Origin of the sequence: Wolbachia endosymbiont (group A) of Aleiodes leptofemur (assembly GCF_964028465.1) — a bacterium.
Taxonomy (GTDB): domain Bacteria; phylum Pseudomonadota; class Alphaproteobacteria; order Rickettsiales; family Anaplasmataceae; genus Wolbachia; species Wolbachia pipientis.
The window spans coordinates 941,706-963,647 of record NZ_OZ034782.1; the positions used below are offsets into that span (position 1 = coordinate 941,706).

Genomic DNA, 21,942 nt, shown 5'->3' on the forward strand with positions numbered 1-21,942 from the left:
ATGAGCTTCGTAAAAGAAAAAAACACCCCTGTGATGGAGCAGTATTTGAACCTGAAAGCTCAATACAAGGATCATCTGCTATTTTATAGGCTAGGAGATTTTTATGAGTTGTTTTTCGATGATGCTATTAAAGCTGCGAAATTGCTGAATATAGTGCTCACTAAGAGAGGTAATTCGTGTGGGCAAGAAATACCAATGTGTGGAGTGCCAGCACACAGTAGTGAGTCTTACCTGCACAAGCTAATAGATTTAGGATTCAAAGTAGCAATCTGTGATCAATTAGAAACTGCTGATGAAGCAAAAAAGAGGGGCTATAAATCCATAGTAAAACGTGATGTAGTGCGAGTTGTAACTCCAGGTACAATTATAGAAGATTCACTACTGGAGGATAAAAGCAATAATTATCTCGCGTCCATAGTTGAACAAAATGACGAATATGCTATTAGTTGGCTTGAATTATCGACGGGAAAATTTTTTCACACTTTAACGAGTTTGAAAGCTCTAGATAGTGATTTGTTGCGTATATCACCAAGAGAATTATTAATTTCTGAAAAATTCACTGAGGACGAAAAAATTAGATCGATTTTAAAAAATTATAAAATATCAATTACGCAACAAGCACAGAGCTTTTTTGAGTATAGTAAATCTCACAGAACGTTATGCGAGTTTTATAAAATCAGGGAACTTGGGAGTATAGGAAATTTCAGCAAAGTAGAAATCATGGCGTGTGGTGCACTGCTTGAATATGTCAGAGTAACACAAAGGGGCTCTATTCCAAGGCTTGAATTCCCAAAAACCTATAAGCAACAAAATTTCATGCTTATTGATGCTTCAGCAAGGAGAAATCTTGAGTTATTTTCAACTCAATTTGGTGAAAAGAAAGGTTCACTAATTTCAGTTATTGATCATACAGTTACAGCTTCTGGTGGACGCCTGTTAAAACAAATGCTCGCTTCACCCCTTGCTTGCTCCAAAGCAATCAATTTGAGGATCAGTACCGCTCAATTTTTTGTAAATAATCATGATTCACGCAAAAAAATACGAGAGATATTATCTAACATTCCAGATATTGAGAGGTCTTTATCGCGCTTAATACTAGGGCGTGGTTCACCAAAGGATATGAACCTATTAAAAATAGGCCTAGGAAAAACTTTAGAGTTGTCTGAGTTTCTGTCTACCTTGCATAATTATTGTTTAAGTGAAAAATCAGAAATTAACTCTCAGATGTCATTCCAGTGCTTGACCAGAGAAAAGGAACCAGTGTCTACTACTCAGGTGATAAGTAGTGACGAAAGTGAACTAAGCACAATACATAAAAGCCTTGGCAATCATAAAGACCTATTCGAACTGTTAAATAGTGCTATACTTGATAATAACCTCAGTTCCGTGAAAGAAGGAGGATTTATTCACTCAAAATACAACTCAGAATTATCTGAGTTATCCTACATATTAAATAATAGTAATAAACTAATAACCAAACTCCGTGAATCTTATCGCGACCTAACTGGTATTGCCGCACTTAAAATATTACATAACAACATACTCGGTTATTACGTTGAAGTGTCGGCAAATCACAAAATAACTTCGGATATATTTATTCATAGACAAAGCTTAGCAAATAGCATGCGCTACACTACTAATGAATTGAAAGAACTAGAAAATAAAATTCTTACGGCACGTGATGCTGCAATCGGCTTAGAAATGAAAATTTTTAGTGAACTGTGTAGTGAAGTTGCTAAAGAGTCTGAAAAAATCGCTCTTGCTGCAAATGCTTTGGCAAAACTTGATATTAGAACCGCATTTGCAGAGCTTGCAGTGCAAAATAATTACGTAAAACCCATTATTGATGACAGCAAAGAGTTCAATATCTGTAGCGGAAGACACCCAGTGGTTGAAGTTAACGATAAATTCATTGCAAATAGCATCAATTTAGCTGGTATACATCTAATTACTGGTCCTAATATGGCTGGAAAAAGCACTTTCTTGAGGCAAAACGCTCTCATTGCAATTTTAGCTCACATGGGGTCATTTGTGCCAGCAGAGAGTGCACATATTGGAGTGATTGACAAGATATTCAGCAGGGTTGGCGCAACGGATAATATAACAGCTGGTTATTCTACCTTCATGGTAGAGATGATCGAAACAGCAACGATAGTAAATCAGGCAACGGACCGTTCCTTGGTGATACTTGATGAAATTGGTAGGGGCACAGGGGTGTATGATGGATTATCTATTGCACAGGCGGTGATTGAACATATTCACAATGTAAATAAGTGCCGCGCCATTTTTGCAACTCATTATCATGAATTAACTAAAGTAAGCAAATACTTGAAGAACGTGAAATGTTTTTGTGTAAAAATAAGAGAGTGGAACGGAGAGGTTATCTTTCTACATGAAGTAATTGAAGGCATTGCAGATGAGTCATATGGAATACATGTAGCAAAACTTGCTGGTTTTCCTGATTCTGTTTTAAATAGAGCAAGTGAAGTGTTTGAGGAGCTGAAGGCTTAAATCATTATTATAAGTGAAGAATTAGAGGTTGTCCGGAAACAAGTAAAAGGCTATAATATCTGAAATTTTAGTACGGGGTAAAGATGAGAAAAAAGTATCCAACAGATCTAAGCGAAAGGGAATGGGCAAGAATAGAAAAACACTTCAGAGTATCATACAAGAAAGGAGGAAGGCCGCCAAAGTATAGCAAAAAAGAAATATTAGAAGCAATTTTCTATGTATTGCGTACAGGGTGTCAATGGCGGTATTTACCAAATGATTTTCCGCTATGGAAGACTGTGTATGAGCAGTTCAGGCAATGGAAGAAGCAGGGAATTTTTGAGAAAATGAATTATGAAATTACAAAATATAGTAGAAGAAAAATAGGAATGAATGAGCAGCCGAGTGCCTGTATAGTAGATAGTCAATCTGTAAAGACTACAGAAAAGGGGGGATCAAAGGCTATGATGGAAGTAAAAAAGTAAAGGGTAGAAAAAGGCATATAATTACAGACACTCAGGGTTTTATACTAGGTTGTTACGTAGGCGCTGCTAACGAAAATGATAGAGATGGTATTAAAATAGCATTAAACAATATGAGAACAAAATATACTAAAGTTAAAAAAATGTGGGCTGAAATGGGATACCAAGGAAGAAATTTAAAGAATCACATAAAGGAAGAATATGACATAGATATTGAAATTGTTAAAAGGCCTCCATGTAGATTTTGGGTGCACAAAGATACTCCACCTGAGCTACTACCAACAAGAGAACAAGGGTTTAAAGTACAGCCAAGAAGATGGGTTGTAGAAAGGACTTTTGCTTGGGTTAATAGGAATAGAAGGCTATCGAAGGAGTATGATTTACTCACAACATCCACTGAGAATTTCATATACCTAGCTATGAGTAGGGTTATGTTAAAGAGGGAATATGCTTGAATTTACTAGTTTCCGGACAACCTCTTATAGCCCTTTCCACAGAAGTCCGGATATGATAAGATTAAGGATAGATGGCGATAAGGAGGTTGGATGCCGGCAGCATATAGTTATGATTTAAGAAAAAAAGCAATGGAAGCACTAGACGAAGGGGAAAGCAGAGAAGCAGTGGCAGCAAGATTTAAAATTGGACGAACTACTTTGTGGGAGTGGAAGCAAAGAAAAAAAGAAACAGGCGACTTTCAGTCAAAAAACTCGGTAATGGAGGTTACAATCAGAAAATTATCGACTGGAATAAGTTTATCGAATTTGCTAAAAAACACGGTAGAAAAACTCTGTCGGAAATGGCTAAACTTTGGGGCAACGTTAGTATCGAAACGATCCACCGAGCTCTCAGAAAAATTGGATTTACGCGCAAAAAAAGACATATGGATACAAGGAAAGGAACGAAGAAAAACGTGCTGAATTCTTAAAAATTATAGCAACAAAAGAACCAGAAAACTTAGTGTATATAGATGAGTCTGGGATTGATAACACGGAGGACTATCCATATGGGTATTGCCAGAAAGGACAGCGATTTTATGCCCTAAAATCTGGAAAAAAAACTCAACGAATCAGCATGGTTGCAGCCTTAAGTAGAAGAAAGATAGTTGCTCCATTAACATTTGAAGGCCACTGTAATATGGATATTTTTAATGGATGGTTTGAGCAATTTTTGGCACCGATCTTAGAACCTGGACAAACTGTCATTCTTGATAATGCTACTTTTCATAAGTCTGATAAGCTTATCAAGCTCGCTAAAGGAGTCGGTGCAGAAATTTTGTATCTGCCGCCTTATTCTCCAGATTTTAACAAAATTGAGCATCATTGGTTTGCTATAAAAAACAGAGCCAGGAAAAACATTCCTCTATTCGAATCCTTTCGTCGTGCTGTTGATTCTGCCTTCCTATGACCTATTCGGACTATTATGAGAAATGCTATATTTTACAGCTATGGCTTTTTTGCTGTTTGTATTCAACATTACATGCAATTTTCTTGTCTGTTCATAGCTGCGATACTTTCTATCTTCGCTATTTTCTTTGCTATGACCAGGAGTGTTGTTGTATATACTAATTCCTGTACTGTCTATAGCAATTTCGATATCTTCCATATTATTTTCTGCAATCATTGATCTTAATATTGAGTTTCTTAAACCTTCTTGATGATTGTAAATAGCTGATAACTTGCAAATTTTTCCCAATTTGCTCAAGGTATCCTGCTATAAACCCAACTGTTTGCCTCAGGCCTATTCTAAATAAACAAGTTATTATGTGCACCAAAATTACAATTTTATCGCTATAAATATTGTTGCCACCTGGTATTTTTGGACCATTCTCGTACCACTTTTCTATGGCTTCGTTGATATAATGAAAAATATTTCCTCTTTTTTCTAGAAATTTGTTATATTCGCTATGGTTACTGACCCTCATTTTTTGTGGCATATTTTTTCTTTCAAGGTTAAATGGCTATTTTATAATGAATTTTGTCAGTAGCCACCAGATTTTTTCAGTTGCTATGCAACAAAGCCCACTGGAATCCAGCCTTTATTATGCAGCCACTTGGTTGAAATTAAGTCTTCTAGATCCCAGTGTCAGCTACTTGGATGACAGGAGAAGGAAGCACTGGGATTGGGATGGAAAAGGCTATTTGTGTGATGCCAATGAGTGATAGAAAGTTCTGCAAGAAGTCATTAATTGCAAAAATTTAATATAAGTGGTAAAGTAGAACCACTGAATAAAAAACATATGTTAATTAATACAACGTCGGAGCTGGAGGACATATGTGAGGGGTTGATAGCAAAAAAGCCAAAATTTATAGCAGTTGACACGGAGTTCATTAGAAATAATTTAATCTACTACCCAAAATTATCGTTAATTCAAATTTCTTACGGAGAGAAGAGTTTTATTGTAGACGCATTAGTGCCAGAAATTGATTTATCATTCATTAAGAAAATAATGCTAAATCAGGGGATAACCAAAGTGTTTCATAGCTGCCGGCAGGATATAGAATCCTTACTCACTGTGTTTAAATGTATTCCCACTCCCATTTTTGATACCCAAGTTGCTGCTATGTTTTGTCATTATTATCATGACTTTATTGGTTACTCAAAAGTAGTGGAGCAATATCAAGGAATAGCACTGGATAAAATTAAAGCTAAAAATTCAGATTGGTTAAGGCGTCCGTTGTCCGAGGATCAGTTAGACTATGCAATAAACGACGTGATACACCTATATGACCTACACCAAATATTGTGCAATAAACTTGAAGAAAATAATAGGATGGGTTGGTTTCAAGAAGAGATGGAATCAATAGTTAATATAAATAAGTATTTACATAATCCAAAAGATGCATGGAAGAGGATGAAATTTAATTATGAAGTAAATCCAAGATTGATACTAACTGTTAAAGCAGTTAGTGAGTGGCAAGAAACCTTAGCACAGCGCTATAATATGAACCGTAATAAAATAATCAATAATGCTGTAATAGCTGGTTTTATTGAAAAAAATATAGAGCATGTTGATGAGATTTTAGATGATCTCAAGAGGAATGCAAAAAATATAAAAGATGCAGATTTACTAGAGTTTGTGAATATTTTTAATGAAAATGAGGGAAATTGGATGCAGCAAAACAATACCTTATCGAGTAATTATGACAAATCTGTACTTGATATACTCTCAATTATTTTAGATAGTAAATGTAAAGAAAGTAACATATCAAGGAAATTAGTTTCTTCAAAAGATGAGTTAACCGGGTCAATATCTAGACAGACAGATAAATTATTCAAGGGGTGGAGATATGATTTTTTTGGCAGGTCAGTTGAATCATTTTTGAACACAAGCTCAAAATTTGAGATTTCAGCAGTGAAATCCGCAAATAATATAACCAAAATTCAGAGTAATTTGGTAGAGAATAACTGTTGCTAAAGTAACTTAGATTTATCGACAATCGTCATCCCGCTACGTGTTAGCGGCTAAGAGATACCGCGGCGGTATGACGGTTAAGTAGGGTGTCATCCAAGTAGCCCAGACTACTTCGATCCAGGAAAATTGATTGTAAACGAGCAAACATTTTCGATAAAATTACCAAAAAGCTAGATCCCAGACTGGGATGACACCACCTACAAATTGCAATGTTCGTATAGTTATGTGCTTGACACTGGGATCTAGAAAATCTAGTTAATATATATAGAGAAACCTTAGCTATAGTTTCAAAAGAAGTCGAATGTATTTTGTTATATGATTATAAGTCTAACAGGCGGAATTGGGGTAGGAAAGAGCTTTGTAGCTAATTGCTTTCAAGAGTTTGGTGCTGTTGTATTTGATGCTGATTCTGTTGTACACCAACTTTATAAAGTGGATAAAAGCATAATAAGTTATGCAGAGAAAAATTTTCCTGGAGTGGTAGTAAATGGTGAAATAGATAGAACAGTACTGTCTAAATATTTCTTAGCCTACGATGAAAATTGGAAACAATTTCAATCTTTGGTTCACTCTGCTGTGCTGCGTGAATTAGAATTTTTTATTGCCAAGGAAAAAAAGATCGATAGAAAACTTTTAGTTTTAGATGTGCCACTTCTATTAGAAACAAAATTTTATTTATATTGCGACCTTATTGTTTTTGTTCATGCAGATAGCGTTGTGCAAGCTCAAAGACTTAACGAACGCAACATAGATAAAGAAAAGCTTAATCTAATCTCCGATGTTCAGTTATCTATTGAGGAGAAAAGGAAGATGAGTGACTTTATTATCGATACCAGTGTAAGCAAAGAGTATGTTTTTTCTCAAGTAAAAGATATAGTGGATTCATTAAACCTAAACACGTAGCTCTACGTCATACCGCCGCGGTATCTCTAGATCCCGCTAACAAGCAGCGGGATGACGGTTGTCAGGATCCCAGCAGCCTCCCTCCCCTGTCATCCAAGTAGCCCCCTATGGTGTCATCCAAGTAGCCCAGACTACTTGGATCCAGGAAAATTGATTGTGCACTATAGCAACATTTTTGATCAAAAACTGGATTCCAGTGTCAAGCACTGGAATGACACCCTTCCGATGGGAACTGCTCTCAAACTACAACAGCATGAGTAGCTATAGAAGCTTTAATGATACAAGAAAAAATAAACAGCTATCATTTTTTTAGTAATTAAGTAAAATAGAGTGAAAGATTGCGAGGAAGTTTTGAAAAATAAGATAAAAAAGATAGTAATTTCAGGAAAGGAAGTGTGGCCAATCATCGAAGGTGGTAAAGGCATTGCAGTTAGTGATGAGAGATCAAGCGGAGCATTTGCTGCAGCAGATGCTGTGGGTACATTTTCTGGTGCAAATGCTAAGCTTATTGATGATAATGGCGAGTTAGTGCCACTAATTTATAAAGGCAAAACAAGAAATGAAAAGCATAGTGAATTGATTGAGTATAGTATTGAAGCTGGAATTAGTCAGGCAAGAATAGCAAATGAAATATCAAAAGGTCATGGAAGAATACACATGAATGTACTTTGGGAGATGGGAGCAGCAGAACGCGTACTTCATGGCATATTAGAAGGAGCGAAAGGTTTGATTCATGGTATTACCTGCGGTGCTGGTATGCCTTATAGGCTTGGAGAAATTGCAGCTAAGTATCAGGTTTATTATTACCCTATTATCTCATCGGTGCGTGCTTTTAAAGCATTATGGAAGCGTACTTACCAAAGAATATCTTCCTATTTGCTTGGTGGAGTAGTGTATGAAGATCCATGGCTTGCTGGAGGGCACAATGGACTCAGTAACAGTGAAGACCCAGAGCTACCACAGGCTCCATTTGAAAGAGTTGCAGAGCTTAGATCTTTCATGAACGAGGTCGGTCTCTCAGAAACACCAATTGTTATGGCAGGAGGAGTGTGGCATTTGAAAGATTGGGAACATTGGTTTGACAATCTGCAAATTGGACCAATAGCTTTTCAGTTTGGCACTCGTCCACTTTTGACGAAAGAAAGCCCAATTTCTGCAGAGTGGAAAAAGAAGCTACTCACTTTAGAAGAAGGTGATGTATTTTTAAATAAATTCAGTCCAACAGGGTTTTACTCATCTGCAGTAAAAAATAACTTCATACGTGAGTTGCATGAACGGAATTCACGTCAAATAAAGTTTTCAGAAAATGCTAGCGAAGAATTTAATAATGAATTTGCAATGGGTAGCAGAGGTAGAAAGATCTACCTTACTGCAAAAGACAAAGAACTGGCAAATACATGGACTAAAGCAGGGTATACAGAAGCAATGAAAACTCCAGATACAACTGTTATTTTTGTGACGCCAGGCAGGTTTGCAGAGATAAGACAAGATCAAATCAATTGTATGGGATGCTTAAGTCATTGTTTGTTTAGCAATTGGAAAGATCATGGTGACCATTCAACAGGACGAAAGCCAGATCCGCGTAGTTTTTGCATACAAAAAACACTGCAAAACGTTATACACGATGGTGATATTGAGAACGAACTCATGTTTTCCGGGCACAATGTGTACAAATTTAAGCAAGATCCATTTTATGAGAATGGCTACGTACCGGCAGTAAAAGAACTGGTGGAAAGGATATTGACTGGGTATTGAGTCAGTGACCTTACCCAGAAAAAGTGGAGAGAAAGTGTGGAATGTTTTTTACAAAAAGAATGATGCATCAAATTGTTCTGGAATGCAATAGTTAATAGTGACGTTGTTTGTTATAAAAAATTTCTATGTATTCAAATATTGCAGTTCTAGTTTGTTTAGCAGAGTGTTGTGAAGTATCAATAAGTATTTCTCTTTTCAATGAGCTAAAGAAGCTTTCTGCAACAGAATTGTCGTAACAACAGCCTTTATTACTCATCTATATTCTTTACAGCGCCGAACGGATGAAGTCTGTTAAACCAGACAAAAAACTCCCTATCTAGATTTTCAGTAATAGTTAGGTATAATTTACAAGAAGCGCTCCTGCAGTTATAACCGAACTATGCAATGGTGCCTTAAGTGCCCGTTTTGCAGCGTGGTTTTGGAGGAAACGGTTAAACCATTGATGGAGTCCTTAGACTACCTCGGTTAGAAGAGTGTATTATTTAACCATTCCAAGCTGAAGCGCTTCACTATTGTAAATTATAAAGAGAAGGTTACCATGAAAAAAGCAAAAAGTAAATTAAAGATAGTCAATCCTGATACAGCGGGGATTGATATTGGTTCAGCTGTACATTACGCATGTGTACCAGAAGGAAGAGATGAACAACGTGTTCAAAAATTTGGCTGTTTTACTGAAGATCTTCATAATTTAGCACGGTGGTTAAAAAAGTGTAAAGTTACGACTGTAGCTATGGAATCTACTGGAGTATACTGGATCCCTTTGTTTCAAATACTTGAATCATCTGGGTTCGAAGTAAAATTGGTAAATGCAAAACATGTAAAGAACGTACCTGGAAGGAAGTCAAATGTTCAAGACTGTCAATGGCTTCAACAACTGCACAGTTACGGATTACTTCAGGGGTCATTTAGACCAGACAATCAAATATGTATACTGCGTAGTTATGTTAGGCAACGTAAGACTCTCACTGAAAGTGCATCTACGCATGTTCTACGTATGCAGAAGGCATTAATTCAAATGAATATTCAGTTACATAAAGTTATAAGTGATATTACTGGTGTTATTGGAATGCACATCATTAAAGCAATTGTAGAAGGTGAAAGGAACCCTGACAAACTGGCTGAGTTCAGGAGTCCAAATATTAAAAACAATAAATCCACTATTGCAAAAGCGTTATCTGGTGACTATAGGGAGGAGCACCTATTCACGCTAAGGCAAGAATTTGAACTATATAATATTTACCAAGAAAAAATAGCAGAGTGTGATAGAAATATTGAGGCCTATTATAAAACGTTTGAAACAAAGTCTTACGAAAGTAAACAGCTGAGTAAGGAAAAGAATAAGTATAGCAAAAGTAAGCCGGGTTTTGCTTTGCAGAACTGCACCGAGTAACTGGTATGGATTTTACTAAAGTTCCAGGACTTGATGTGCTAAGTATACAGACCATAATTTCAGAAACTGGTATAAACCATAATAAATGGTCAACAGAAAAGCACTTTTCATCGTGGTTAGGACTCAGCCCTGCCAATAAAATTACAGGAGAAAAAGTGTTTAGCACAAGAACGCGTAAAGTCATTAATCGTGCTGCGAATGCATTTCGAATGGCTGCTAATTCTGTAGGAAATAGTAAAAGTTCATTGGGTGCATACTACAGGAGATTAAAAAAACGATTAGGAGCGCCAAAAGCAATAACAGCTACTGCAAGAAAAATAGCATGCATATTTTATAGTATGCTCAAATACGGGCAGGAATATGTGGAAAAAGGAATGGAATACTATGAAACACGCTATAAAGATAGAACTGTGAAAAATTTGATCAAAAGAGCAAAGGAATTTGGCTATATCTTGGTAAAACAAGATAAACTAATAGAGGGAGTTTCTTAGAAGCTAAGAGATATTGATACCCTTGCGCAGTATATTGTGAACCTTGGTCACTGTGCAGCAGTAGATTTTTAACAGGTTTACGCCTATTAATGGCCATTAATAAAGAGTTCATAACCAATTGTTTATTTATTGCACTACTCATTATAGCATTTCTCATAATAGTCCGAATAGGTCATAGGAAGGCAGAATCAACAGCACGACGAAAGGATTCGAATAGAGGAATGTTTTTCCTGGCTCTGTTTTTTATAGCAAACCAATGATGCTCAATTTTGTTAAAATCTGGAGAATAAGGCGGCAGATACAAAATTTCTGCACCGACTCCTTTAGCGAGCTTGATAAGCTTATCAGACTTATGAAAAGTAGCATTATCAAGAATGACAGTTTGTCCAGGTTCTAAGATCGGTGCCAAAAATTGCTCAAACCATCCATTAAAAATATCCATATTACAGTGGCCTTCAAATGTTAATGGAGCAACTATCTTTCTTCTACTTAAGGCTGCAACCATGCTGATTCGTTGAGTTTTTTTTCCAGATTTTAGGGCATAAAATCGCTGTCCTTTCTGGCAATACCCATATGGATAGTCCTCCGTGTTATCAATCCCAGACTCATCTATATACACTAAGTTTTCTGGTTCTTTTGTTGCTATAATTTTTAAGAATTCAGCACGTTTTTCTTCGTTCCTTTCCTTGTATCCATATGTCTTTTTTTGCGCGTAAATCCAATTTTTCTGAGAGCTCGGTGGATCGTTTCGATACTAACGTTGCCCCAAAGTTTAGCCATTTCCGACAGAGTTTTTCTACCGTGTTTTTTAGCAAATTCGATAAACTTATTCCAGTCGATAATTTTCTGATTGTAACCTCCATTACCGAGTTTTTTGACTGAAAGTCGCCTGTTTCTTTTTTTCTTTGCTTCCACTCCCACAAAGTAGTTCGTCCAATTTTAAATCTTGCTGCCACTGCTTCTCTGCTTTCCCCTTCGTCTAGTGCTTCCATTGCTTTTTTTCTTAAATCATAACTATATGCTGCCGGCATCCAACCTCCTTATCGCCATCTATCCTTAATCTTATCATATCCGGACTTCTGTGGAAAGAGCTATAACTACCATACGTGAGAATTATTGCTGCCAAATATAGCCATCCCTCCTTGGTTTTGATGTAAGTAATCCCATACTTTATTTGGTTGATCAACAATAAAGTTTTGATCTAGTATATTGGGAGCTACAGCTCTATTATCTGTTTGTTGTTTTTTAATTTTAAACTTTCTTCTCAGTATAGCCCTGATGTCATTTTTCTGCATAATACTTTGCACCGTTTTCAAATTGCAACTTTTACCCAAAGCCTTCAATTCAGCATGAATTTTAGGAGCTCCATATCTACATTTAGAAACTTGATATATTTTTTGAATAGCTTCGAGTAGCTCTTTATTTGCTGATTCTCTACTGCTTATTTTTCTTGTGGTCCACTTATAGAGGTTGTCCGGAAACAAGTAAAAGGCTATAATATCTGAAATTTTAGTACGGGGTAAAGATGAGAAAAAAGTATCCAACAGATCTAAGCGAAAGGGAATGGGCAAGAATAGAAAAACACTTCAGAGTATCATACAAGAAAGGAGGAAGGCCGCCAAAGTATAGCAAAAAAGAAATATTAGAAGCAATTTTCTATGTATTGCGTACAGGGTGTCAATGGCGGTATTTACCAAATGATTTTCCGCTATGGAAGACTGTGTATGAGCAGTTCAGGCAATGGAAGAAGCAGGGAATTTTTGAGAAAATGAATTATGAAATTACAAAATATAGTAGAAGAAAAATAGGAATGAATGAGCAGCCGAGTGCCTGTATAGTAGATAGTCAATCTGTAAAGACTACAGAAAAGGGGGGATCAAAGGCTATGATGGAAGTAAAAAAGTAAAGGGTAGAAAAAGGCATATAATTACAGACACTCAGGGTTTTATACTAGGTTGTTACGTAGGCGCTGCTAACGAAAATGATAGAGATGGTATTAAAATAGCATTAAACAATATGAGAACAAAATATACTAAAGTTAAAAAAATGTGGGCTGAAATGGGATACCAAGGAAGAAATTTAAAGAATCACATAAAGGAAGAATATGACATAGATATTGAAATTGTTAAAAGGCCTCCATGTAGATTTTGGGTGCACAAAGATACTCCACCTGAGCTACTACCAACAAGAGAACAAGGGTTTAAAGTACAGCCAAGAAGATGGGTTGTAGAAAGGACTTTTGCTTGGGTTAATAGGAATAGAAGGCTATCGAAGGAGTATGATTTACTCACAACATCCACTGAGAATTTCATATACCTAGCTATGAGTAGGGTTATGTTAAAGAGGGAATATGCTTGAATTTACTAGTTTCCGGACAACCTCTTATAGCATTTCTCATAATAGTCCGAATAGGTCATAGGAAGGCAGAATCAACAGCACGACGAAAGGATTCGAATAGAGGAATGTTTTTCCTGGCTCTGTTTTTTATAGCAAACCAATGATGCTCAATTTTGTTAAAATCTGGAGAATAAGGCGGCAGATACAAAATTTCTGCACCGACTCCTTTAGCGAGCTTGATAAGCTTATCAGACTTATGAAAAGTAGCATTATCAAGAATGACAGTTTGTCCAGGTTCTAAGATCGGTGCCAAAAATTGCTCAAACCATCCATTAAAAATATCCATATTACAGTGGCCTTCAAATGTTAATGGAGCAACTATCTTTCTTCTACTTAAGGCTGCAACCATGCTGATTCGTTGAGTTTTTTTTCCAGATTTTAGGGCATAAAATCGCTGTCCTTTCTGGCAATACCCATATGGATAGTCCTCCGTGTTATCAATCCCAGACTCATCTATATACACTAAGTTTTCTGGTTCTTTTGTTGCTATAATTTTTAAGAATTCAGCACGTTTTTCTTCGTTCCTTTCCTTGTATCCATATGTCTTTTTTTGCGCGTAAATCCAATTTTTCTGAGAGCTCGGTGGATCGTTTCGATACTAACGTTGCCCCAAAGTTTAGCCATTTCCGACAGAGTTTTTCTACCGTGTTTTTTAGCAAATTCGATAAACTTATTCCAGTCGATAATTTTCTGATTGTAACCTCCATTACCGAGTTTTTTTGACTGAAAGTCGCCTGTTTCTTTTTTTCTTTGCTGCCACTCCCACAAAGTAGTTCGTCCAATTTTAAATCTTGCTGCCACTGCTTCTCTGCTTTCCCCTTCGTCTAGTGCTTCCATTGCTTTTTTTCTTAAATCATAACTATATGCTGCCGGCATCCAACCTCCTTATCGCCATCTATCCTTAATCTTATCATATCCGGACTTCTGTGGAAAGAGCTATACTAGCTAGCCATGGTGCATTGATTAATGAAAGAGAAAGTACCGAAGGGCATACTCCTCTTCACTTTGCTGCTTTATATGGGAACAAAAATATAATACAAGCCTTAATTGATAAGGGACAAGATATTGAAGATGTGGACAATAATGGGCGAACAGCTCTGTTTTTAGCTGCTAGGCAGTGCACTGAAGCAGAAGATGATAGCAGAATAGAAATTATCAAGTATTTGATAGACAAGCTCAAAGCAGATGTAACAAAGAAAGACAATAATAACAATGCAGTACTCTTTCCTGCCGCTAATAATTGCCCTGGAAAAGTGGTAGAATTCATCATTGAGCAATATATAAAAATCTTTGAGTTAGAGAATTTTATCAACCACAAAAATAATGATGGAATGGATGCTTTGGATATTGCGCTGAATAGTGGAAACGAGAAAGCTATTGAAGTATTAAGATCATATGGAGCAGATATCAAGAATAAGGTAGATGGTAGCATTCAAAAAATTACTGCAGAAAAACCAAGTAGTACCCTAGACAGAGCAGAAAGTGCAGAGGTAGCGCCTCCAATTAAGCAAAGAGTATAAAGCTTTTTATAAAGCGATTATAAATTTCAGTAAGTTGCAGAGGCTCTACAATGGGAAGTGTAGTATGTTAGCAGATACAAATGACTAGATAAATTATATTTCATTAAAGTCATTTATCTTGAAACATAAGCAGGATTTTGTATAGTTGTTTCAATTTGGGTCTGTATATTGAAACAACGCGTGAAAATGACAGGTCATTGTACAAGAGGTACCTAATTCACCGACAAGAATGCTAGATAAAGACACTTACATTTCAATTATTTCACAATTTCTGTATAATCTTAAAAACTCAATTAGTGCGTTATGAAGATAATAATAGGTAATGCTAGTAAGGAATTAGGGGAATCAGTAGTTAACCGGCTAGATGTTCAACCATCCTCTGCTTGGATATCAAAGTTTACCGATGGCGAGGTAAATGTAGAAGTAGCAAATGATCTATATAATCAAGAAGTATATATAATACAATCTCTTTCTCCCCCTGTGAATGATAACCTTATGGAGCTTCTGCTCATAATTGATGCAGTAAATAGATTAGGAGCCAAAAGGATAGTAGTAATTATTCCTTATTATGGATATAGCAGGCAAGATAGAATTATCAAGAACAATAATGTGCAGTCTGCTTTAAGTGCCAAATTAGTTGCAAATCTTATTCAAACTGCAGGTGCAAGTAGCGTTGCAGTTATTGATTTGCACTCAAGTCAAATTGAAGGATTCTTTGATGTACCGATAACTAATTTGAACTGCTTTGAAGCATTTGTTGACTCTATACACACGGAAAATTTGGCAATTGTTGCACCTGATGTTGGAGCAATTGGTAGAGCACGTGCTTTTGCAAAGACTTTAGAGGAAAAGTACAAGATAGGGTTAAGTGATAAGATTATTGTAGTAGATAAATATAGGGAGAAAGCAGGCACATCTCAAGTAATGAACATAATAGGAGAAGTTGCAAATAAAAATTGTGTCATTGTTGATGATATAGTTGACTCTGGTGGAACATTGTGTAATGCAGCTCTTGCTTTAAAAGGCCACGGAGCAAAGTCCGTAATTTCATGCATCACACATGGCGTGCTTTCAGGAAGTGCAGTTGAGAAAATCTCTTCCTCTTCTTTAGATAAATTAGTGATTACGGATACCATACTTCACAAATTTGAAAAAACTGGTAAAATAGAAGTTGTTTCGGTCGTAGATATTTTAACTCACTTTATCCAAGGAGGTAAAGATGCCAGCTAAGTCAACAGAAGACGTTATTACTTCACTAATAGAATTTGCAAATAAGAGAAAAATAACAATTACCAAAGAAGAAATGCTTAAAATTGCACAGCTTGTAAGGATTAAGTTATCAAATGACGAGATTGATCACTACTCCAAAGAACTGACAATGCTGGATTGGATACATGATACTTTATTGCAAGTTAATACTGAAGGTGTTTCTCCTATGCGTTATGGCAGCATAGACAAGGACATTCATGTACGCGATGATGTTATAAATTCTCAAAACATTAAAAAAGAGATATTGTCCAATACAAAACCTGAGCATGGGTATTTCGTAGTGCCAAAGGTTATAAGCAATTAAAGTAAAATAAGGCTCATATCAAATCTATAATAGATCTACTTTCAAAAATAAGACCAATCCGGTAAAGAAGCATTTGTGGGAGTGGAAACCATTTTTTGATTTTTCTTTACTAAGTCTACTAAATATAGTTTAGAGTTGCTTGGTGATTCTGTTCTTGTAAAAATGATTTCTCTACCATTTGGTAACCATGCCGGGGATTCAATTTTATGCCCCTCTGAAAGCAGACGTTCTTCTTTGCCATCTGGCTTCATAACTCCTATGTAAAATTTTCCTGACTGAATCTTTGTAAAAGCTATCAGATCTCCTTTTGGCGACCAAACAGGCGTAGCATATCTTCCACTTCCAAAACTAATTCTTTTAGGTTTTTTACTTTTGTTAGTAAAATCGATAACGTACAGTTGCTGACTTCCACTTATATCAGAACTAAAAGCCATATACTTTTGATCTGGAGAAAAAGAGGGAGAAGTGCTTATAGCTGAACCTTTAGTAATTTTTTTTGTTCGTTTACTACTTAAATCCAAAGATAATATATTCGTTTCACCACCCAATGAGTGGGAAATTAAAAGAGATTTACCATCGGGAGAAAATCTTGGTGCAGAAACAACTCCTTCAAATGCGCTGATTATTGATTCAGTGTTATCTTTTAAATTTTTTAATATTATATAACTTTTACCATTTGCGTACGAGATATAAACAATGCCCTTTCCATTTGGTGAGAATCTCGGTGTTGACACAAATCTATCGCCATTTGTTAAGTATTTTATATTACTTCCATCTTGATTCATCACAGCAATTTTACGCACAGATTTGTAGTTGCTATCTTTTTCTTCAGCGATATACGTGATTTTTGTGTTGAAGTGCCCTTTCTCACCAATTAATCTATCATGTATCACATCCGAAACGAGGTGACCAATTTTTCTCCAGTCTTTTGCTGGAAAAACAACTGACTGAGTAAGTAATTCTCTTTTTGTAAAAGCGTCAAATAAACGAAATGATAGCTCTAATGCACTACCAGATATTTCGCTTAAACTTACTGTGACTACAGTATCGCTTTTCCAAGATTTAGATTCAGCTTCCGCGCCACGTTTTACATTAAATAAGCCACAATTAGATAAATTTGTTCCTATTACCTTTGCAATATTTTCGCTTAATTCGCTTTCCAACGCTGTTTTACATGTACATTTAGATACAACAAGACCAATGTTACCAACACTGCTTTTTTTTATATCAACATATAAAGCAGCTTTTGTAAAATAAGGAATAAATAACGAAATAAATAACACCAGATGAACGAATAGCTTCATTCATTTCATACCTGTTCTATCTGAACCTCAATTATAGGCCTTTTTAGTAAATATTCCTTTAAGATACTCAATATTGAACTTTCAATCTTATTTTTAATTTTTTTTGTTGGCTGCAAACTAAACAACGACTCAACTTTCTTGACAATTTTCTGTATGGTAGCTGCATCTTCTAGCACTTCAAAAACACCAGGTACAAATACTTTTGGTTTAGCAAGCAATTTATTTTTCTTGTTTACAACTGCTGTTACCACAATAACTCCGGCATCTCTCATTCTTTTACGCATTTTTATAACACTGCTCTCCGGATGACGTAGCAACATACCATCAATACCAAAGTAGTCAACATCAATTGAATCAACCTTTTCTCCGTTCTCCAAATTAACAATATCACCTGGTGCAATCATTATTGCTTTTGCCACACCGCACTCTTTAGCAAATTTTACATGTGCATGCGTGTGAATATATTCGCCGTGAACTGGAATAGACATCTTCGGTTTTATTAAAGAATACATTTCCTTTAGCTCTTCTCTTGTTGGATGCCCAGAAGCATGAACATGCTCTGTTTTTTCAGTAATAACTTCTACCCCCATCTCAATAAAGGCATTGAGCATGTTGTGCGCACGAGTTTCATTTCCAGGAATGATTTTTGACGAAAAGATCATGGTATCACCTTGCTGCATTTTAAATGCTTGATGACTCTTAGCAGCAAGTCTTGCGGTAGCTGCCAGTGGCTCACCTTGACAACCTGTGCAAAGTAGCACCAGTTCTTCCCTTGGAAAATTTACTGCTTCCTTTGCTTCAAGAAACTGAGGAGAATCAGTTAAATAACCACTATCTTGCGCAACTTTCACTATTCTCCATAAAGATCTACCAAGTAAAACTACTTTTCTATTTAGTGCTTTTGCAGCTTGGCTTATCGTTTCAATTCGTGCCACATTTGAAGCGAATAGCGAAACAGCAACTAATTTTTTAGACCGCTTTATTATGTTATAAATATTATTATAAATTTCACCTTCTGACTCAGGGTGATGCTTGCTTAATATATTGGTTGAATCGCAAATTGCTGCAAGCAGGTCACCTTTATCGCCAATTTCTTTTAGACGCTCCATATTAGAAGTTAATCCAACAACAGGTTTTGGATCAAATTTCCAGTCTCCGGTATGGAGTGCACTACCCATTTCAGTGCTAATTAATATTGAATTTGCCTCAGGAATTGAATGAGTTACATTTATAAACTCGACGGTAAAAGGACCCAAATTTATGCTGCCATTTATGTCTACCTCTTTCACAGGCACTATACCTTCCAATCGAAATTCTTTTAGTTTCTCTTTAAGAAAATTAACCGTAAACTTTGTTGTATATATGGAGCACTGCAACTCTTCCCACAAGTGGGGCACTGCACCGCAGTGGTCCTCATGTGCATGTGTAATTATTATTCCAAGTAAATCTTTTTTTCTTTGAGCAATAAAATCTATATCAGCAATGAGCAGCTCAACACCTGGCATAGTTTCATCTGCAAAACCAACACCAAGGTCGATCATAATCCACTTACCTTGGTAATGATATAGGCTAACATTCATCCCGATTCTTCCTACTCCCCCAAGCGGAAGAAATAAAAACTCATTTTTGTTTATATTCATTAAATTTAAATTATTAAAACCTGAGAATAGCAAAACTTCGACCTTAAATAAAGAAATTTATTGCTTTTACATAGTTTTAAGGAACTAAGAAGTTTCTGTTGGCTAATAATAACACTATTGTTAAGTTTTCCATTAATAAGGTCAAAGAATTGCAGGATTAAATGAAAACCCGTAAACAGTTACCCCTTTATGTCATTTAGCAGATTTCTTATTTTTTTTTTACTTTACTAAAAAACCCTTCAGATTGCTGTTGTACACTTGCATTTTCCTCTTCTTCAAGCGCTTTTAATAGTTCAATTTGCTTTTTAGTTAAATTTTTTGGATTTAAAGTCTCAACTATTACCTGTACGTATAAATCACCACGAGCATGTGAGTTCATATATGGCATACCCTTTTCCCTACAACGTAGTTTGGTACCAGTTTGAGTGCCTTCAGGGACCTTTACTTTTATTTTAGCTCCATCAATTGATTGAATATCGATTTCACCACCAAGCACTGCTAGTGTAATTCTTATAGGCACTTTACAGTGTAAATCTGCTTTATTTCTAGCAAAGATTTTATGGAAAATTATTTTCACGTATACGTATAAATCTCCACTTTTTCCACCTTTTGTTCCAGCTTCTCCTTTACCACTTATCCTTACCTTAGCTCCTTCTTCTATGCCTTTTGGAATTGAAACGGATATATTTACTTCATCTCTTCTACGTCCACTTCCACCACATTTCTTACATTTGTTTTGTATTATTTCTCCTTCCCCATAGCATGTAGTACATGTTCTTTCGATGGTAAAAAAGCCTTGTTGAGTTCTAATCCTACCGCTTCCCTGGCATGTGTGGCACTGAACTGGTTTAATTGCTCCTTCGCCACCTGTGCCTTGGCATGTATCACATTTTACATTTGTCACATAATGTATAGGCGCTTGTATTCCTTTAAATGCATCTTCTAAGGTAATTTCAAGATCATAACGTAGGTCTGCTCCAGATACTCCTGTTGTACTTCTTTTTGCTCTCGATCTACTTGCACCACCACCGAATCCTCCACCAAAGAAGTCATTGAATATGTCGCTAAAATCTCCTGCAGAGCTAAAGCCTTGAAATCCACCAGAAGCACCTTCGTGGCAATAACGGTCATAGCCTGCCCTTTTCTCAGAGTCAGACAGAACTTCATATGCAGCTGTTACTTCTTTAAATTTTTCCTCTGCTTCTTGATTGCCAGGATTTCTATCAGGATGATATTTTAATGCTAATTTTTTATACGCTTTTTTTATCTCATCAATACTGGCATTTCTGCCTACTTCCAGCAGATCATAGTAGTCTTTTTTGCTCATATATAATAGTTTAGTGCTTAACCTTTAAAGATAGGTATTACATATATTAATTTCAAGTGTGACTTCTGTTTCCTATAAAATGTGGTGCACCCTGAGCGACTTGAACGCCCGACCTTTTGATCCGTAGTCAAATGCTCTAATCCAACTGAGCTAAGGGTGCTTTCACAAAGTTAACTTTAGCAGGTTTTGTAGCTTGATTCAATTAATTTGGCTAAAAATAAAACTGTTAATTTTTACCACGCATGAACCACTCACAATTCCCAGACTGCTGTTCCACATTAGGATTATTAAATTCACTATAAGAAGGAGAAGCGCTTTGAGGAAAGTAAGGAGGAGCGCTTGGAGTAGTATTAGGATATTGAGGAGAGTAAGGAGGTGGTGCATCACGAGAAGAATCTCCATAACCATGCACTTGTTTAAGATAGCTATCTACCGCTCTTTCAGCTTTCTCGATATTTTCTGATTCTTCCTCATGCTTCATATGAAAAGCTAAACCACCAGCAAAACATACGAGAGAATTAACGCCAAGGATAGCTAAACCCCACACTGGTAAGACTGGGTAAACAGCACAAGCTACCAAAGCTGCCAAAGAAACAACGCCAACCGCAAATTCTATATTTCTGAACGTTTTAAATTTACTATCCAGGTAATCTATTTTTTCTTCTTTTCTAGCCACTTTTCTGCTGCTGTTATACCAAAAACACATACCAGCATGGAAAGCAACACACACAACTGCAGCTACTATACCCAAAGCTAATAGCTTTCTACTGTCTTCTGATTCTTTTTTATTCTCTTTTCTCCCTTGATGAGTGGTATTACCATTGTTAATATTCGTTATATTATTAACCGTAGTGTGACCACGTCCACCGAATAAAGAATCCATCCAGCATTGTAATAGCAAATAATCCCAAAAGTCTAAACCTCTATTGTGTACATGTATATGTGTAATCTGAGGGCCTGTAGGTTGTGCGTTATTCCCTGCGTTATATTGATCATTTCTGCTTCCTGTATCGTGCCTATTGCTTGAATTTGGATGTGTAAATTCTTCATACACATTTTTAAAATTCTCCTTGCTCCAAGTTAAATTCGGTGTATTATTACGATACTGTAGAAACCCTTCAATATTATTATTATTACCTAATTTCTTTATATAGGCTAACGCATACCTTTTTAAAACACTATCACTTGCTACCATAAATACCCTCTTAAGTTAAGATTAAATTAATAAATATTTACTATAACAAGATAACATCTACTT

Annotated in this window: 18 protein-coding genes, 1 tRNA gene and 4 pseudogenes; 11 read left to right on the plus strand and 12 right to left on the minus strand. The window is 36.1% G+C overall.

Features of this window, described 5'->3' with window-relative positions; translation table 11 throughout:
- The 3 genes and pseudogenes from mutS to ABWU67_RS05075 all read left to right on the plus strand — a co-directional run bounded on the left by mutS (window position 1) and on the right by ABWU67_RS05075 (window position 4,376).
- Window positions 1-2,511 (plus strand): DNA mismatch repair protein MutS, encoded by a 2,511-nt coding sequence (gene mutS, locus ABWU67_RS05065; protein ID WP_353282236.1) that lies wholly within the window; start codon window positions 1-3, stop codon window positions 2,509-2,511.
- An 83-nt stretch (window positions 2,512-2,594) separates the two neighbouring features.
- A protein-coding gene (locus ABWU67_RS05070; protein ID WP_353281801.1) for an IS5-like element ISWpi1 family transposase occupies window positions 2,595-3,427 on the plus strand; the annotation gives its coding sequence in 2 pieces (ribosomal slippage) (window positions 2,595-2,964 and window positions 2,964-3,427; 834 coding nt in all).
- 90 nt (window positions 3,428-3,517) lie between these two features.
- Window positions 3,518-4,376, plus strand: a pseudogene (locus tag ABWU67_RS05075) (IS630 family transposase).
- Here ABWU67_RS05075 and ABWU67_RS05080 read toward each other — a convergent pair.
- Window positions 4,371-4,574, minus strand: a complete 204-nt coding sequence (locus ABWU67_RS05080; protein ID WP_353281835.1) for a hypothetical protein — start codon at window positions 4,572-4,574, stop codon at window positions 4,371-4,373. The pseudogene ABWU67_RS05075 and the gene ABWU67_RS05080 overlap by 6 nt on opposite strands.
- 1 nt (window position 4,575) lies before the next feature.
- A complete protein-coding gene (locus tag ABWU67_RS05085; protein ID WP_353281837.1) occupies window positions 4,576-4,905 on the minus strand; it encodes a transposase in 330 nt (109 codons plus the stop codon).
- Window positions 4,906-5,208: 303 nt separating this feature from the next.
- Between ABWU67_RS05085 and ABWU67_RS05090 the strand changes: the two genes are divergently transcribed.
- The 3 genes from ABWU67_RS05090 to ABWU67_RS05100 all read left to right on the plus strand — a co-directional run bounded on the left by ABWU67_RS05090 (window position 5,209) and on the right by ABWU67_RS05100 (window position 9,042).
- Window positions 5,209-6,387 carry a ribonuclease D gene (locus ABWU67_RS05090; protein ID WP_341822188.1) on the plus strand — a complete coding sequence of 393 codons (1,179 nt, stop codon included), beginning with the start codon at window positions 5,209-5,211 and terminating at the stop codon, window positions 6,385-6,387.
- Between the two features lie 312 nt (window positions 6,388-6,699).
- Window positions 6,700-7,287, plus strand: coding sequence for a dephospho-CoA kinase (gene coaE, locus ABWU67_RS05095; protein ID WP_006280338.1), 588 nt, complete (start codon window positions 6,700-6,702; stop codon window positions 7,285-7,287).
- Between the two features lie 351 nt (window positions 7,288-7,638).
- Window positions 7,639-9,042: an NAD(P)H-dependent flavin oxidoreductase gene (locus ABWU67_RS05100; RefSeq protein ID WP_353281839.1), complete on the plus strand. Its 1,404-nt coding sequence runs from the start codon at window positions 7,639-7,641 to the stop codon at window positions 9,040-9,042.
- A 91-nt stretch (window positions 9,043-9,133) separates the two neighbouring features.
- Here ABWU67_RS05100 and ABWU67_RS05105 read toward each other — a convergent pair whose 3' ends face one another.
- A complete protein-coding gene (locus ABWU67_RS05105) occupies window positions 9,134-9,298 on the minus strand; it encodes an IS3 family transposase (RefSeq protein ID WP_353281841.1) in 165 nt (54 codons plus the stop codon).
- A gap of 282 nt (window positions 9,299-9,580) precedes the next feature.
- Between ABWU67_RS05105 and ABWU67_RS05110 the strand changes: the two are divergent.
- Window positions 9,581-10,923 (plus strand): annotated as a pseudogene (locus tag ABWU67_RS05110) (IS110 family transposase).
- On the opposite strand, the gene ABWU67_RS07270 reads toward ABWU67_RS05110, so the two are convergent.
- The 3 genes and pseudogenes from ABWU67_RS07270 to ABWU67_RS07275 all read right to left on the minus strand — a co-directional run bounded on the left by ABWU67_RS07270 (window position 10,856) and on the right by ABWU67_RS07275 (window position 12,494).
- Window positions 10,856-11,080, minus strand: coding sequence for a DDE-type integrase/transposase/recombinase (locus ABWU67_RS07270; RefSeq protein WP_410541761.1), 225 nt, complete (start codon window positions 11,078-11,080; stop codon window positions 10,856-10,858). The pseudogene ABWU67_RS05110 and the gene ABWU67_RS07270 sit on opposite strands and share 68 nt — an antisense overlap.
- A gap of 15 nt (window positions 11,081-11,095) precedes the next feature.
- A pseudogene (locus tag ABWU67_RS05120) lies at window positions 11,096-11,954 on the minus strand (IS630 family transposase).
- A 66-nt stretch (window positions 11,955-12,020) separates the two neighbouring features.
- Window positions 12,021-12,494 carry an IS3 family transposase gene (locus tag ABWU67_RS07275; RefSeq protein ID WP_410541762.1) on the minus strand — a complete coding sequence of 158 codons (474 nt, stop codon included), beginning with the start codon at window positions 12,492-12,494 and terminating at the stop codon, window positions 12,021-12,023.
- Between ABWU67_RS07275 and ABWU67_RS05135 the strand changes: the two genes are divergently transcribed.
- Window positions 12,449-13,281 (plus strand): IS5-like element ISWpi1 family transposase gene (locus tag ABWU67_RS05135; protein ID WP_353281801.1). Its coding sequence is split into 2 segments (ribosomal slippage): window positions 12,449-12,818 and window positions 12,818-13,281, totalling 834 coding nucleotides; the frame shifts between segments, so codons are not numbered across the junction. The genes ABWU67_RS07275 and ABWU67_RS05135 overlap by 46 nt on opposite strands.
- Before the next feature lie 55 nt (window positions 13,282-13,336).
- On the opposite strand, the gene ABWU67_RS05140 is transcribed toward ABWU67_RS05135, so the two are convergent.
- Window positions 13,337-14,196 (minus strand): IS630 family transposase gene (locus tag ABWU67_RS05140; protein ID WP_353281683.1). Its coding sequence is split into 2 segments (ribosomal slippage): window positions 13,337-13,872 and window positions 13,872-14,196, totalling 861 coding nucleotides; the frame shifts between segments, so codons are not numbered across the junction.
- 62 nt (window positions 14,197-14,258) lie between these two features.
- Between ABWU67_RS05140 and ABWU67_RS05145 the strand changes: the two are divergent.
- From ABWU67_RS05145 to gatC, 3 genes and pseudogenes are all read left to right on the plus strand, one after another.
- Window positions 14,259-14,840: pseudogene (locus tag ABWU67_RS05145) on the plus strand (ankyrin repeat domain-containing protein); the annotation flags it as partial.
- A gap of 303 nt (window positions 14,841-15,143) precedes the next feature.
- Complete coding sequence (locus tag ABWU67_RS05150) at window positions 15,144-16,070, plus strand: ribose-phosphate diphosphokinase (protein WP_209473167.1); 927 nt, start codon at window positions 15,144-15,146, stop codon at window positions 16,068-16,070.
- A complete protein-coding gene (gene gatC, locus ABWU67_RS05155; protein ID WP_010962323.1) occupies window positions 16,060-16,413 on the plus strand; it encodes an Asp-tRNA(Asn)/Glu-tRNA(Gln) amidotransferase subunit GatC in 354 nt (117 codons plus the stop codon). The genes ABWU67_RS05150 and gatC overlap by 11 nt, the downstream gene beginning before the upstream one ends.
- Window positions 16,414-16,454: 41 nt before the next feature.
- Here gatC and ABWU67_RS05160 read toward each other — a convergent pair whose 3' ends face one another.
- The 5 genes from ABWU67_RS05160 to ABWU67_RS05180 all read right to left on the minus strand — a co-directional run bounded on the left by ABWU67_RS05160 (window position 16,455) and on the right by ABWU67_RS05180 (window position 21,879).
- A complete protein-coding gene (locus ABWU67_RS05160) occupies window positions 16,455-17,717 on the minus strand; it encodes a Tol-Pal system protein TolB (RefSeq protein WP_006279726.1) in 1,263 nt (420 codons plus the stop codon).
- A gap of 5 nt (window positions 17,718-17,722) precedes the next feature.
- Window positions 17,723-19,357, minus strand: coding sequence for a ribonuclease J (locus ABWU67_RS05165; protein WP_012673044.1), 1,635 nt, complete (start codon window positions 19,355-19,357; stop codon window positions 17,723-17,725).
- Window positions 19,358-19,565: 208 nt separating this feature from the next.
- Window positions 19,566-20,684: a molecular chaperone DnaJ gene (dnaJ, locus tag ABWU67_RS05170; RefSeq protein WP_353281844.1), complete on the minus strand. Its 1,119-nt coding sequence runs from the start codon at window positions 20,682-20,684 to the stop codon at window positions 19,566-19,568.
- 82 nt (window positions 20,685-20,766) lie between these two features.
- A tRNA-Arg gene (locus ABWU67_RS05175) sits at window positions 20,767-20,844 on the minus strand.
- Window positions 20,845-20,910: 66 nt separating this feature from the next.
- Window positions 20,911-21,879, minus strand: coding sequence for a hypothetical protein (locus tag ABWU67_RS05180; RefSeq protein WP_353281846.1), 969 nt, complete (start codon window positions 21,877-21,879; stop codon window positions 20,911-20,913).
- Window positions 21,880-21,942: the final 63 nt, after the last annotated feature.

Bases quoted from the DNA above. Each gene is read 5' to 3' on its own strand.
- ABWU67_RS05090 (WP_341822188.1), top strand. From the start codon at position 5,209: ATGTTAATTAATACAACGTCGGAGCTGGAGGACATATGTGAGGGGTTG.
- ABWU67_RS05165 (WP_012673044.1), bottom strand. From the start codon at position 19,357: ATGAATATAAACAAAAATGAGTTTTTATTTCTTCCGCTTGGGGGAGTA.
- ABWU67_RS05150 (WP_209473167.1), top strand. From the start codon at position 15,144: ATGAAGATAATAATAGGTAATGCTAGTAAGGAATTAGGGGAATCAGTA.
- ABWU67_RS05160 (WP_006279726.1), bottom strand. From the start codon at position 17,717: ATGAAGCTATTCGTTCATCTGGTGTTATTTATTTCGTTATTTATTCCT.
- ABWU67_RS05085 (WP_353281837.1), bottom strand. From the start codon at position 4,905: ATGCCACAAAAAATGAGGGTCAGTAACCATAGCGAATATAACAAATTT.
- dnaJ (WP_353281844.1), bottom strand. From the start codon at position 20,684: ATGAGCAAAAAAGACTACTATGATCTGCTGGAAGTAGGCAGAAATGCC.
- ABWU67_RS07270 (WP_410541761.1), bottom strand. From the start codon at position 11,080: ATGAGAAATGCTATAATGAGTAGTGCAATAAATAAACAATTGGTTATG.
- ABWU67_RS05180 (WP_353281846.1), bottom strand. From the start codon at position 21,879: ATGGTAGCAAGTGATAGTGTTTTAAAAAGGTATGCGTTAGCCTATATA.
- ABWU67_RS05080 (WP_353281835.1), bottom strand. From the start codon at position 4,574: ATGGAAGATATCGAAATTGCTATAGACAGTACAGGAATTAGTATATAC.
- mutS (WP_353282236.1), top strand. From the start codon at position 1: ATGAGCTTCGTAAAAGAAAAAAACACCCCTGTGATGGAGCAGTATTTG.
- ABWU67_RS05105 (WP_353281841.1), bottom strand. From the start codon at position 9,298: ATGAGTAATAAAGGCTGTTGTTACGACAATTCTGTTGCAGAAAGCTTC.
- gatC (WP_010962323.1), top strand. From the start codon at position 16,060: ATGCCAGCTAAGTCAACAGAAGACGTTATTACTTCACTAATAGAATTT.
- coaE (WP_006280338.1), top strand. From the start codon at position 6,700: ATGATTATAAGTCTAACAGGCGGAATTGGGGTAGGAAAGAGCTTTGTA.